Annotated in this window: 13 protein-coding genes; 2 read left to right on the forward strand and 11 right to left on the reverse strand. The window is 71.7% G+C overall.

Features of this window, described 5'->3' with window-relative positions; translation table 11 throughout:
- Positions 1-468 precede the first annotated feature (468 nt).
- From ABZ193_RS17415 to ABZ193_RS17440, 6 genes are all read right to left on the reverse strand, one after another.
- On the reverse strand, positions 469-969 hold the full coding sequence (locus ABZ193_RS17415) for an XdhC family protein (protein ID WP_020420715.1): 501 nt from the start codon (positions 967-969) through the stop codon (positions 469-471).
- A 9-nt stretch (positions 970-978) separates the two neighbouring features.
- On the reverse strand, positions 979-1,473 hold the full coding sequence (locus ABZ193_RS17420; protein ID WP_354710607.1) for an NUDIX hydrolase: 495 nt from the start codon (positions 1,471-1,473) through the stop codon (positions 979-981).
- Positions 1,470-2,609 carry a glycosyltransferase family 4 protein gene (locus tag ABZ193_RS17425; RefSeq protein ID WP_354710608.1) on the reverse strand — a complete coding sequence of 380 codons (1,140 nt, stop codon included), beginning with the start codon at positions 2,607-2,609 and terminating at the stop codon, positions 1,470-1,472. The genes ABZ193_RS17420 and ABZ193_RS17425 overlap by 4 nt, the downstream gene beginning before the upstream one ends.
- Positions 2,606-3,520: a phosphatidylinositol mannoside acyltransferase gene (locus ABZ193_RS17430; RefSeq protein WP_020420718.1), complete on the reverse strand. Its 915-nt coding sequence runs from the start codon at positions 3,518-3,520 to the stop codon at positions 2,606-2,608. The genes ABZ193_RS17425 and ABZ193_RS17430 overlap by 4 nt, the downstream gene beginning before the upstream one ends.
- Entirely contained in the window at positions 3,520-4,128 is a 609-nt protein-coding gene (pgsA, locus tag ABZ193_RS17435; protein WP_017987950.1) for a phosphatidylinositol phosphate synthase, read from the reverse strand. Before pgsA ends, ABZ193_RS17430 begins: the two co-directional genes overlap by 1 nt.
- 144 nt (positions 4,129-4,272) lie before the next feature.
- Positions 4,273-4,779, reverse strand: a complete 507-nt coding sequence (locus tag ABZ193_RS17440; RefSeq protein ID WP_354710609.1) for a MarR family transcriptional regulator — start codon at positions 4,777-4,779, stop codon at positions 4,273-4,275.
- Between the two features lie 94 nt (positions 4,780-4,873).
- Between ABZ193_RS17440 and ABZ193_RS17445 the strand changes: the two genes are divergently transcribed.
- Entirely contained in the window at positions 4,874-5,422 is a 549-nt protein-coding gene (locus ABZ193_RS17445; RefSeq protein WP_237335664.1) for a YceI family protein, read from the forward strand.
- Between the two features lie 539 nt (positions 5,423-5,961).
- On the opposite strand, the gene ABZ193_RS17450 is transcribed toward ABZ193_RS17445, so the two are convergent.
- From ABZ193_RS17450 to ABZ193_RS17470, 5 genes are all read right to left on the reverse strand, one after another.
- Positions 5,962-6,510, reverse strand: a complete 549-nt coding sequence (locus ABZ193_RS17450) for an HIT domain-containing protein (protein WP_237335663.1) — start codon at positions 6,508-6,510, stop codon at positions 5,962-5,964.
- Positions 6,507-8,534, reverse strand: coding sequence for a threonine--tRNA ligase (gene thrS, locus ABZ193_RS17455; protein WP_020420722.1), 2,028 nt, complete (start codon positions 8,532-8,534; stop codon positions 6,507-6,509). Before thrS ends, ABZ193_RS17450 begins: the two co-directional genes overlap by 4 nt.
- 74 nt (positions 8,535-8,608) lie before the next feature.
- On the reverse strand, positions 8,609-9,223 hold the full coding sequence (locus ABZ193_RS17460) for a malonic semialdehyde reductase (protein WP_020420723.1): 615 nt from the start codon (positions 9,221-9,223) through the stop codon (positions 8,609-8,611).
- 82 nt (positions 9,224-9,305) lie between these two features.
- On the reverse strand, positions 9,306-10,112 hold the full coding sequence (locus tag ABZ193_RS17465; RefSeq protein ID WP_237335661.1) for a glycoside hydrolase family 16 protein: 807 nt from the start codon (positions 10,110-10,112) through the stop codon (positions 9,306-9,308).
- 36 nt (positions 10,113-10,148) lie between these two features.
- The gene (locus ABZ193_RS17470) at positions 10,149-10,985 is read right to left on the reverse strand and encodes a glycosyltransferase (RefSeq protein WP_020420725.1); all 837 of its coding nucleotides are present in this window, start codon (positions 10,983-10,985) and stop codon (positions 10,149-10,151) included.
- Between the two features lie 68 nt (positions 10,986-11,053).
- Here ABZ193_RS17470 and ABZ193_RS17475 point away from each other — a divergent pair, with 68 nt between their 5' ends.
- Positions 11,054-12,391, forward strand: coding sequence for a hypothetical protein (locus ABZ193_RS17475; protein ID WP_354710611.1), 1,338 nt, complete (start codon positions 11,054-11,056; stop codon positions 12,389-12,391).
- Positions 12,392-12,393: the final 2 nt, after the last annotated feature.

Below are 12,393 nucleotides of genomic sequence, written 5' to 3' on the forward strand. Positions count from 1 at the left end.
AGGGCGGCGTGCATGGCGGAGCGGAACTCGCGCCCGCACATGAGGAACTCGCGCGGCGAAGCCGCGGCGGGGGCGGCACTCGGCCGCTCCCGGACGCGGAACTCGCGCCCGGGACCGGGGTTCGCGCACGACCCGCTCGACGGGCGCGTTCGTGGGCAGGCATCAATCCCGCGGTGGGCGAGGTCCGCCCCGCCGGGGCGCGCTCAGCGGGCGAATAACCGCCGGACCGGCCGTTGCGACCTGCGCAGGGCCGCTCGGCGCCGCGCGGGCGGCACCGGCCGCGGAACTCGCGTCCGTGAACGGGGTCCGCGCACAACCCGCGCCACGGGGCCCGTTCGTGGGTCGGTACGCGAACGCGGCCGCGGCCGCGATCCACCTCGCCGGGCGCGATCAGCGGGTGAAGAACCGCCGGAACGGCCGTTGCGACTCGCGCAGCGCCGCTCGGCGCGGCGGTCAGGCGCCCGCGGATCAGCGGCCGAAGAAGCCACCCGGCCGGCCGTTGCGGTCCGCGATCAACCCGGCCAAGGTCGCGATCGCGATCTCCGCCGGGCGGCGCGAGCCGATGTCCAGGCCGATCGGGCGGTGCACCCGGGCGATGTCGGCCTCCGCCACGCCCAGCGACCGCAGCGCCGCCACGTGCGGGCCCTCGTGTCGCGGGTTGCCCATCACCCCGGCCCAGCGCACCGGCCGCGCCAGCACGTCCCGCAGCGCGGTGCCCAGCTCGGGCCGGTGGTGGTCGGTCACCACGACATCCGTGTCGCCATCCAGGTCCGGCAACTCGGCCGTCGCGCCCGGGACCGCTCGCGCGGGGTCCGGTTCGAACAGCAGCGTCCGGTAGCCCAGGTCCTCGCCGTAGCGCAGCAGGAACTCCGCGACCGGTGAGGCGAACACCGCGACCAGCGTCCGCGTGTCCACCGCTGAATCGTCCGCGCCGTGCGCCACCGCGCACGCCGAGTCTTCCGTAGCCATACGCGGATCCTAAGCGCCCGGCACCGGCGGTTCCGCGATCTCGAAGTACTCCGGCTGCCGCGCGGTGCCCGCCAGCTTGAAGTACCGCACCTTCCGCCGCCGTCGCAGCGCCAGCGTGTCGCGCACCGCGTCGTTGTGCACGCGCCGCGCGATCACCACCCGGTGCTCGGCGTCGGCCAGCTCCTCGGCCAGCGACGCGGGCAGCCGGGCCCGGTCGACCGTCTCCAGCAGCCGCGTCAGCTCGTTCTCCGCGACCTCGCGCTCGGCGCGCGGGGCCTTCTCCGCGATGTCCGCCGCCTCGCGCATGCCCGGCGCCGCGCCGTCGACGGCCGCCACGGCCCGCGCGACCACCGCCCGCCGCGCCAGCGCCGCGTCCAGCGCCGCCCACCCGGCGTCCAGCCGGACGTGCAGCCGGTCCAGCCGGTTGGCGGTCGCGACCAGGAACAACCCGCCGAGCACGACGATCGCCGCGACGATCGAGACGACCAGCACGAACCAGTTCACAGCGGCGCGTCCTCCGCACTGACCCGCCGCGGGTCGGCGGCGATCGCCGTTTCGTAGACCCGCAGCACCTGCGTCACCACGACCGGCCAGTCGTAGATCGCGACCCGCTCCCCCGCCGCCGCGGCCAGCGACGTCCGCCGCGCCGGGTCGCCGAGCAGCTCACGCAGGCAATCGGCCAGCGCGGCGCTGTCGCCGGTGGTGAACAGCGCCCCGGCGCGGCCGTCGTCGAGCACGCGGCGGAACGAGTCGAGGTTGCTCGCCGCCACCGCCGTCCCGGCCGCCATCGCCTCGGTGAGGATCATCCCGAAGCTCTCGCCGCCGGTGTTGGGCGCGCAGTACACGTCCACGCTGCGCAGCGCCCGCGCCTTGGTGGCGTCGTCGACCTGCCCGAGCAGCTCCAGGTGCGGCGCCAGCTCCGGGCCCGCCATCCGGCGCAGCGCGTCGGCCTCGCCGCGCCCGACCACGAGCAGCCGCAGCTCCGGGAACTCCGGCAGCAGGCGTCGGGCGGCCTCCAGCAGGACGTCCATGCCCTTGCGCGGCTCGGTGAACCGGCCGACGAACCCGATCGTGCCGCCCGCCCGCGGATAACCCTCCAGCGGCTCGGCCCGGGAGAAGAACTCGACGTCGACGCCGTTCGGGATCTCCACCGCGTCACCACCGGCGTGCTCGACCTGCACCCGCCGCGCCAGCACGGACACGGCGATGCGCGCGGTGATCTTCTCCAGCAGCGGCCGCAGCACCGGCTGGAACGCCGACAGCGTCCGGGACCGCGGCGTGGAGGTGTGGAACGTCGCGACGATCGGCCCGTCGGCGACCTTCAGCGCCAGCAGCGACAGGCTCGGCGCGGCAGGCTCGTGCAGGTGCAGCACGTCGAACCCGCCCTCGCGCAGCCACCGCCGCACCCGCGCGTAGGACACCGGGCCGAACTGCAGCCGCGCCACCGAGCCGTTGTACGGGATGCCGAGCGCCTTGCCCGCGGGGTGCACGAAGTCGGGCAGGTCCGCGTCGTCGTCCGCGGGAGCCAGCACCGACACCTCGTGCCCGCGGTCGCGCAGCGCGCGCGCCAGGTCCGTGACGTGCCCCTGGACACCGCCGGGCACGTCGAAGGAGTACGGGCAGACGATCCCGACCTTCACGCCGCTTCCTCCGCCGAAAAGGTCGCCTCCTCGAAATCGGCGGCCCACAGCTTCTGCATCATGTGCCAGTCCGCCGGGTGCGCGGCGATGTCGCCTGCGAAGACGTCGGCCAGTGCCTGGGTGGCCGCGGGCACCTCGGTGCGGTGCGCGACGCGGATGCGCGGGTGGATCCGGATGCCCCAGCCGTCCTCGGTGAACCAGCTGCCCACCGGCAGCAGCGCGGCGCCGGTGCTGGCGGCCAGCCGGGCCGGGCCGGCCGGCATGCTCGTCTTCTCCCCGAAGAACGACACCGGCACCCCGCTGCCGGACAGGTCGCGGTCGGCGATCAGGCACACCACCCGGTTCTCCCGCAACCGCTGCAGCAACAACCGGAACGAGCCGGTGCCGCCGTCCGCGGACAGGATCTCGAACCCCAGCGACTCGCGGTAGGCGACGAACCGCTGGAACAGCGACTCCGGTTTGAGCCGTTCGACGACCGTGGTGAACGGGCCGTACCGGCCGACGGCCCAGATGCCCGGCACGTCCCAGTTCCCGCTGTGCGGCAACGCGACCACGGCGCCGTTGCCCTCGGCGAGCGCGGCGTCGAGGTTCTCCACGCCGCTGATCGTCGCGTTCACCCGGGCCCGGATGCCCTCCGCGTCCATCGTCGGCAGCCGGAACGCCTCGTGCCAGTAGCGCGCGTAGGACCGCACGGCCTGCCGGGTCAGCTCGTCGAGTTCGGTCTCGTCCGCCTGCGGCACGACGCGGACCAGGTTGCGGCGCAACTGCCGCACGCCGGGACCCTTGCGCCACGCCGCGAAGTCCGCGGCCAGCCCGAAACCGGCCTTCGCCAGCGGCACCGGCAGGCGGCGCACCACGTTCCAGCCGGCCGCGTAGCCGAGGTCGGCCATCCGCTCGCCGAACCGGCCCATCAGCCCGCCTCCCTGGCGGAGGCGGCGACGGCCAGCATCCGCTGGACCGTGGTGACGATCGAGCCTGCGGCGAGCAGCCACAGCGTGCCCTCGACGGCGAACGGCACGCCGAGGCCTTCCAGCCCGGTGCCGACGAGCGCGATGATCAGCCGCTCGGCGCGCTCGACCAGCCCGCCGTCGGCCTTGAGACCCTCGGCCTCGGCGCGGGCCTTGATGTAGGAGATCACCTGCGCCAGCACGAGGCAGATCAGGCAGGCCGCCGCGGCGCGCAGGTTGTGCTCGACCGCGAAGCACCACCACGCGATGCCGGCGAACAGGGCGCCGTCGGCGAGCCGGTCGCAGGTCGCGTCCAGCGTCGCGCCGAACGGGGTGCCGTAGCCGCGGGCGCGGGCCATCGCGCCGTCGAGCAGGTCGAGCATCGCGAAGCCCCACACGGTGAACGTGCCGGCGAGCAGCATCCCGTTCGGGAAGAACACCAGGGCACAGGCGATCGCGCCGGCCGTGCCGATCATGGTCATCGCGTTCGGGGTCAGCCCGGCCCGCACCAGCGCGTGGCCGAGCGGGTCCAGGGCTCGCGAGACGGACGCTCGCGCGAAGATGTTCAGCATCAGATCGTCGGGGTGGCGGTATCGGCGGGCATGTCCATCGCTCTCGGCGTTCCACCTGGGGCTGCGGGGTCGGTTTGCTGACCGCAGCCTATCCACCCGCTACGACGCTCCGGTGACGCGGCGCGCCCAAGGCGCCGCGCGCCCTCAGGCGAGGCGGTCCAGCCGGGCTTCCTCGGCCGCGACGGCTTCCGCGCAGCGGGGCGTGAGCTTGTCGCGGATCGCGTCGGAGATCTCCCCCAGCGCTTGCACCTGGTCCGGGGTGAGCGCGTCGAACAGGGCCTCGCGTACGGCCTCGACGTGCCCGGGAGCTGCGGCTTCGAGCGCGGCGAAGCCCCGGTCGGTCAGCTTCGCGAACGAGCCGCGCTTGTCGGTGCCGCAGCTGTCGCGGCGCACCCAGCCGTTGGCCTCCAGGCGGGCGACCGCGTGGGAGAGCCGGCTGCGTGACGAATGGCACTTCTCGGCCAGTTCGCTCATCCGCAGCGTGCGGCCGGGCGCCTCGGACAGCACGACGAGGACCTCGTAGTAGGTGTGCGGCATGCGGGCGTCGCGCTGGAGCTGGGAATCCACGTGGCCGCGCAGCATGGTGACGGCGACCGAGAACGAGCGCCACACACGCTGTTCGTCTTCGCTGAGCCATCGCGGTTCGGACATGTCTCACATAGTAGCCCTAGTTGAGCCCTCAACCATCTCTTCGCTAAGGTGTGGTTGAGGGCTCAACCAAGCTTCGTTGTGAGGAGACAAGCACATGACCGCTTCGACGACCGAGATCCCCGGCTACATCGCGGGCACCTGGACCATCGACTCGGTGCACTCCGACGTCGACTTCGTCGTCCGCCACCTGGGCGTGTCCAAGGTCCGCGGCCGCTTCGCCGAGGTCGAGGGCGAGATCGTGACCGGCGCCGACCTCGCGGACTCGAAGGTGACCGCGACCATCAAGGCCGGCAGCATCGACACGAAGAACGCCGACCGCGACGCGCACGTGAAGGGCGCCGACTTCCTGGACGTCGAGCAGTTCCCGACGCTGACCTTCGTGTCGACGGGCGTGCGCGCCGAGGACGGCGAGTACTTCATCGACGGCGAGCTGACCCTGCACGGCGTCACCAAGCCGGTCACCCTGACCGCCGAGGTCGGCGGCTTCGCCGACGGCATGGCCGAGGGCACCAAGGTGTTCGGCATCTCCGCCACCACCGAGATCAAGCGCAGCGACTTCGGCGTCGGCGCCAGCATCCCGACCGCCGTGGTGAGCGACAAGGTGAAGATCGAGCTGAACATCGAGGCCGGCCTGCAGGCCTGAGAACCTCGCGGCGAAAGGGTCCGGACGGGCACTCCGTCCGGACCCTTTCGCGCTACTGGGGAGTGTCCTGTAAGTCATCTGAGCCAGACGACGTTTCGCTGCTGGTAGGCCTCGGCATCGAAAGCGGGAAGACACCCGCCGCGGGAACCTTTCGCCGCGTGACGAGCGATCTGGTCCTCCCGTTCCGGGCTGGTGAATCGGACTCGCCGGTCCCGCATCGCCTGCCGGGTCGAGGGATGCGACTGGGCCTTGTCCGCGATGACCATCTCGGGCCGACACCGCGGACGGCCCGGCCCGATCCACCTGGATGCCATCCAGCAGCGGCACCAGTTGGGGGTTGTCGCCGGCCTGGCCGCCGGTGAGCAGCACCCGCATCGGTATCAGGCCGAGTCCTTCCCCGTCGACCGCGAGCGCCTCGACGGCGGGCGTGCAGCCCCTTTTCTTCCGAGCCCCAGCAGCGTGCTGATGTGCTCGCGCCACAGTGACCCGCCACCCAAGATCAAACCAGGCCAGCAGGTAGATCAGTTACCGGACACTCCCTAGACTCGCTTCCAGGCGTCCGAGAGCAGCTCGCGCGTTTCGCCGAGCAGCTGGGGCAGCACCTTCGTCTGGCCGATCACCGGCATGAAGTTCGCGTCGCCGCCCCAGCGCGGCACCAGGTGCTGGTGCAGGTGCGCCGCGATGCCGGCGCCCGCGATCACGCCCTGGTTCATCCCGATGTTGAACCCGTGCGCCCCGGACACCGACCGCACCACCTTCATCGCGTGCTGGGTGAACTCCGCCAGCTCCCGCGTCTCCTCCGGCGTCAGGTCCGGGTAGTCCGCCACGTGCCGGTACGGCAGCACCATCAGGTGTCCCGGGTTGTAGGGGTACAGGTTCAGCACCGCCCAGACGTGCTCACCGCGGGCCAGGATCAGCGCGTCGGCGTCGTCCATGCCGAGCAGGCGGCAGAACGGGCACCCCTCGGGCTCGTCGCCCTCCGGCTTGTCCTGCCCCTGCACGTAGGCGAGCCGGTGCGGGGTCCACAGGCGCTGCAACGCGTCCGGCACCCCGACGCCGTCCTGGCCCACCAGCTCCGGCTCGGTCAAGGCAGGACCGCCTTCAGCGCCTCGGCCGTCGGCGAGCTGTTCTCCCTCCGCTCGACCCAGCTCGTGATGGCCTCCACCGCGTCGGCCACCGGCACCCCGTTGATCTGGCTGCCGTCCCGGAACCGGAACGACACCGCGCCCGCCTCCACGTCCTTGGCGCCGGCCAGCACCATGAACGGCACCTTCTGCGTGGTGTGGGTGCGGATCTTCTTCTGCATCCGGTCGTCGCTGGTGTCCACCTCGACGCGGATCCCCTTGGCGCGCAACGCCTTCTCCACGCCGCGCAGGTGCTCGGCGTGCTCGTCGGCGATCGGGATGCCGACCACCTGCACCGGCGCCAGCCACGCCGGGAACGCGCCGGCGTAGTGCTCGGTGAGCACGCCGAAGAACCGCTCGATCGAGCCGAACAACGCGCGGTGGATGACCACCGGCTGCTTGCGGCTGCCGTCGGCGGCGGTGTAGGTCAGCTCGAACCGCTTGGGGTGGTTGAAGTCCAGCTGAATGGTCGACATCTGCCAGGACCGGCCGATGGCGTCCTTGGCCTGCACCGAGATCTTCGGGCCGTAGTAGGCCGCGCCGCCCGGGTCCGGCACCAGTTCCAGTCCGGAGTCGACGGCGGCCTGCCGCAGCGTCTCGGTGGCCTCCTCCCACTCCTCGTCGGAGCCGATGAACTTGTCCGAGTCACCGCGGGTGGACAGCTCCAGGTAGAAGTCGGACAGGCCGTAGTCGGCCAGCAGGTCGAGCACGAACCGCAGCAGCGACCGCAGCTCGCCCGGCATCTGCTCCTGGGTGCAGTAGATGTGCGAGTCGTCCATGGTCAGCCCGCGCACGCGGGTCAGGCCGTGCACCACACCGGACTTCTCGTACCGGTACACCGTGCCGAACTCGAACAGCCGCAGCGGCAGCTCCCGGTAGGACCGCCCGCGCGACTTGAAGATCAGGTGGTGCATCGGGCAGTTCATCGCCTTGAGGTAGTACTCCTCGCCCTCCAGGGGCAGCGGCGGGAACATCGTGTCGGCGTAGTAGGGCAGGTGGCCCGAGGTGTAGAACAGCCCGCTCTTGGTGATGTGCGGGGTGTTGACGAACTCGTAGCCGGACTCCTCGTGACGGCGGCGCGAGTAGTTCTCCAGCTCGCGGCGGATGATGCCGCCCTTGGGGTGGAACACCGGCAGGCCGGAGCCGATCTCCTCCGGGAAGGAGAACAGGTCCAGCTCCGCGCCGAGGCGGCGGTGGTCGCGGCGCTCCGCCTCGGCCAGCCGCTCCAGGTAGGCGTCCTGCGCCTCGGCCGACTCCCACGCGGTGCCGTAGATGCGCTGCAGCTGCGGGTTCTTCTCACTGCCGCGCCAGTACGCGGCGGCCACGCGGGTCAGCTTGAACGCCGGGATGAACTTCGTGGTGGGCACGTGCGGGCCGCGGCACAGGTCGCTCCACACGCGCTCCTTGGTGCGCGGGTCGAGGTTGTCGTAGATCGTCAGCTCGCCGCCGCCGACCTCCATCACCTCGGAGGTGTCCACATCAGACTTGAGGTCGATGAGCTCGAGCTTGAACGGCTCGCCGGCGAGCTCCTCGCGCGCCTGGTCGACCGAGTCGAAGCGGCGGCGGGAGAACTGCTGCGCCCCCTTGATGATCTGCTTCATGCGCTTCTCCAGCGCCTGCAGGTCTTCCGGGGTGAACGGCTTGTCGACGAGGAAGTCGTAGTAGAAGCCGTCCTTCACGGGCGGGCCGATGCCGAGCTTGGCCTCCGGGAACTGCTGCTGCACCGCCTGGGCGAGCACGTGCGCCGCGGAGTGGCGGATGACGCTGCGGCCGTCCTCGGTGTTCGCCGCGACGGGCTCCACGGAGGCGTCCGCGTCAGGCGCCCACGCCAGGTCGCGCAGGCGCCCGTCGGCGTCGCGGACGACGACGATCGCGTCCGGCCCCTTGGTCGGCAGGCCCGCCTCGCGGATCGCGGCACCGGCCGTGGTCCCGGCCGGCACCACCACGCTGGCGGCGGGTGCGGCTGCGGCGGACGACGGCTGGTTCACGATGGGCTCCTTCGAACGAAGTGATGTCCCACCGATGCTATCCGCCGCCCGCGCGCGGCCTTCCGCGAGGGACTTCAGACGGTCTCGACGACCTCGTCGTAGTCCAGGCGGGGCAGCCGGTCGAACCACGGGTTCTCACCCGGCTTGCCGACGTTCACCACGACCAGGGACTTCCAGTTGCGGTCGGCGAAGAACTCCTTGTCCACCCCGGCGGCGTCGAAGCCGGTCATCGGGCCGGCGGCCAGCCCGGCGGCGCGCACGCCGATGATGAAGTAGCCGACCTGCAGCAGGGAGTTCAGGCGGGCGAAGCCCTCGCGGCCGGTCTCGTCGGCGAAGAGGTCCTTCGCGTCCGGCTTGTGCGGGAAGGTCTTGGGCAGGTTCTCGTGGAAGTCGGTGTCGGCGGCCAGCACGACGGTCACCGGGGCGCTCGCGGTCTTGGCGCGGTTGCCTTCGGACATGTGCGGCAGCAGCCGCTGCTTGCCCTCCTCGGTGCGGATCACCAGCGCGCGCAGCGGCTGGGTGTTCATCGACGTCGGCGCCCACTTCACCAGGTCGTAGATCGCCTGGATCTGCTCCTCGCTGACCGGCTCGTCGGAGAACGAGTTCGCGGTGCGCGCCTGGCGGAACAGCAGGTCCTGCACGTCCTGCGGCACGTGGAGGGCGTCGGCGAGACTGGCGGTCGAAGTCATGGGTACTCCCGGGGGACGGATCTTGTGCCTTCGCTCCCTCACAACCTAGTTGAGCGCTTGACTATTTCCCGTGTGCGGATGGTCACTCGTAGACGCGCACCCAGTCGACCTCGGCCGTGCTGCGGATCGGCGCCGTCGGCTTGTGCCGGTTGTGGTTCTGCTGGATGACCAGGTGCATCGGCTCGCTCGGGATGGTGCCGGGCGTGCCGTAGGTCGCCCACGCGAGGCCGTCGATGTAGCAGGTGACGTGGTCGGGCTGCCACTCCACGGCGTAGTTGTGCCACTGGGTGATGTCGAGGTCCTTGCGCGTGTGGCCGGCGTCGATGTTGCCCGGGCCGTGCAGCCAGCTCTCCACGTACTGGCGGGCGGGGTCGTAGATCTCGGCGAAGTCGATCTCGCCGTCGGTGTTGGTGTCGCTCTCCGGCCACAGCAGCAGCACCGGGTTGAAGTCGGGGTCGGCGGGCGCCGGGAAGCGCGCGCGGACCTCCCAACGGCCGTAGGTCTGGTCGTCGTGCCAAGCGATGCCGCAGGTGGCCGCAGTGTCGTCACCGTCGCCGACGAGCGTGAGCGTGCCGCCGCGGACCACGCACTGGTCCGCGCTCAGGTTCTCGCCCGAGACCGGGTTGTGGCCCTGGTAGATCTCCCAGTTCGCGGTGTTCACCCGGCGGCCGTCGAAGTCGTCCTGCGCGGTCAGCCGCCAGCCGTAGTTGACCGCGGCCTCGTCGGAGCGCTCCGGGGTGATCACGGCGGTGCTCGGCGCCTCGGTGATCACGGTCGGCGAGGCCTCCTCGCCCGAGTCGTCGAAGCGCTCGGAGGTCACCCGGACGGCGAGGATCGCGACACCCACGAGTACTACGCAGGCGATCAGGATGACTACGCGACGCACCACGGCGACAACTTATCGTCCCCCGTACGGGTGGTTGATCTAGCCCCGCTCGCCCTGCCGCTTCGCGACCAGGAACAGCGCCTGCCGCCGCAGCCGCGCGCCCGGCGCCATCGCCGCGCCGACGAGCCGGTCGACCGGCCGCACGCCCCACACCGGATCGCTGGCCAGCCCCTCGGACAACGCGCGCTGCTCGGCGTACTCCGCGCGCTGGGCCCGCGCCGACAGGGAGTCCCGCCCGATCCGGAACGCCGCCAGCGACTCGCGCTGGCCGAAGAAGTCGCCGTGGCCCAGCAGCCCGATCCACAGCGCCAGGTCCATCGGGAACTTCCAGCGCGCGTCCCACCCGCCGACCGCGTCGAACTGCGCGCGGCGGAACAGCGCGCCGCCGGGCTCGCCGAGCGGGTTGCCGCCGTGCCGGACGACCTTGCGGATCACCGTGCTCGCCTCGTGGCGGCCGATCAGCCCGCGCAGCCCCCGGTTCGCGGCGAGCACCTCGCCGGTCTCGTTGATCATGTCGCGGCGCGAGCACACCAGCGCGATGGCCGGGTCGGTCGCCAGCACCTCGTACTGGCGGCGCAGGCAGTCGGGGTGCAGCAGGTCGTCAGCGCACACCAGCTTCACGAAGCGGCCGCTAGATTCGGCCACCACGCGGTTCCAGTTCTCCGCCAGCGGCAGGACGCGGTCGTTGCGGAGCACCTTGAGCCGCGGATCGGCGAAGCCCCGCAGGACGTCCGGGGTCTCGTCGGTCGAGGCATTGTCCAGTACGACGAGCTCGAAGTCGTCGAAGGTCTGGGAAAGGACGCTGGAGACGGTGTCGGCGATGTACCGGCCGGACTGGTAGGCGGGGACGCACACGGAGACCGCGGCCGCGCTCACTGCTTTTCCCCCTTCCGGGTGTAGCTCTGAACAGGCAAAACGGTGATGGGTCACGCATGCTGGCACGCGTGGGGATCTTGGCGATGGTTGCCCTGCTCGTGGTGGGGCTGTTCGGCGGCTGGCCTCCGGCTGATCGGGACGACCCCCCGGTGCCACCGGCCGTGACGCTGCTGCCCGGCGCCGGGGATGGGCTCGTACTCGGCGTGACGCACGCACAGTACAGCCTCGACTCGTGGCTCACACCCGGGCAGCGCACGAGCGGGGAACAGATCCTCGGCGCCACCCCGATGCTGCAGAACCAGCACATCATGGGCTTCGGCGTGGGCAATCCCGAGCCGGCGCCAGGCAGCTTCGACTGGTCCCGCCTGGACGAGCGGATGGACCTGATCGAGCGCACCGGCGGCACCCCGGTGATCACCCTGTGCTGCGCGCCCGACTGGATGAAGGGCGGCGCGCCCGGCACGACCGACTGGGACGACCTGGCCGCCGCCCCGCTGCCCGCGCACTTCGACGACTTCGCGCGCCTGTCCGCGACGGTCGCGAAGCGCTACCCGCAGGTCAGGTACTTCCAGGTGTGGAACGAGCTCAAGGGGTTCTGGGACGCCGAGGCGGGCGCCTGGGACGCGAAGGGCTACACCGACCTGTACAACCAGGTCTACGACGCGGTGAAGGCGGTGCGGCCGGACGCGCTGATCGGCGGCCCGTACGTCGTGCTGAACACCTGGTCCTCGGCCGCCGCCACGGATCACCCGTCGGAGATGCGCGGCCCCTACGGCGTGGTGGACCAGCGGTCGCTGGACGTCGTGGAGTACTGGAACCAGCACAAGCACGGCGCCGACTTCGTCGCGCTGGACGCCTCCACCGGCACCCGGGACAAGGGCCTGATCACCACGCCGGACAAGGCGAGCCAGCTCTACGCCGACGCGACCCGCTGGGCACGCAGCCTCACCGGGCTGCCGGTGTGGTGGTCGGAGTTCTACCCGGAGACCGCTCCCCCGCCCGCCAGGACCTGGTCCACCGCCGAGAGCGCCGAGGACACGGTGCCGGTGGACCAGGCGCGGGCGGTGGCCACGCTGGACGCGGTGGCCCGGGCCGCCGAGGCCGGCGCGGCCGCGATGCTGCTGTGGCAACCGGAGGCCAGCGACGACCTGCCCTACGCCGCGTTGTGGTCCGCGGCGCGGCCCGGCACGAACGTGCTGCGGCCGACGAGCCTGACCGCCGCGTGGACGTGGCTGGCGCCGCGGTTGCGCGAGGGGCTGGTCGACGTGCAGCGCCCCGCGAACCTGGTCCAGTTCAGCGCGCCCGGCGGCGAGGTCGTGGTCAACCCGCGGGCCGAGAGCGGGCTCGTCCGGTCGGATGGTCTGAGCGTGCGGGTGCCCCCGCTGACGATCCGGTTGCCGGGCTGAGC

It is taken from the genome of Amycolatopsis sp. NPDC006125, from assembly GCF_040614195.1.
GTDB lineage: Bacteria > Actinomycetota > Actinomycetes > Mycobacteriales > Pseudonocardiaceae > Amycolatopsis_E > Amycolatopsis_E tucumanensis.

Coding starts and splice junctions, on each gene's coding strand:
- pgsA (WP_017987950.1), bottom strand. CDS start 4,128: ATGCTGAACATCTTCGCGCGAGCGTCCGTCTCGCGAGCCCTGGACCCG.
- ABZ193_RS17445 (WP_237335664.1), top strand. CDS start 4,874: ATGACCGCTTCGACGACCGAGATCCCCGGCTACATCGCGGGCACCTGG.
- ABZ193_RS17440 (WP_354710609.1), bottom strand. CDS start 4,779: ATGTCCGAACCGCGATGGCTCAGCGAAGACGAACAGCGTGTGTGGCGC.
- ABZ193_RS17430 (WP_020420718.1), bottom strand. CDS start 3,520: ATGGGCCGGTTCGGCGAGCGGATGGCCGACCTCGGCTACGCGGCCGGC.
- ABZ193_RS17460 (WP_020420723.1), bottom strand. CDS start 9,223: ATGACTTCGACCGCCAGTCTCGCCGACGCCCTCCACGTGCCGCAGGAC.
- ABZ193_RS17415 (WP_020420715.1), bottom strand. CDS start 969: ATGGCTACGGAAGACTCGGCGTGCGCGGTGGCGCACGGCGCGGACGAT.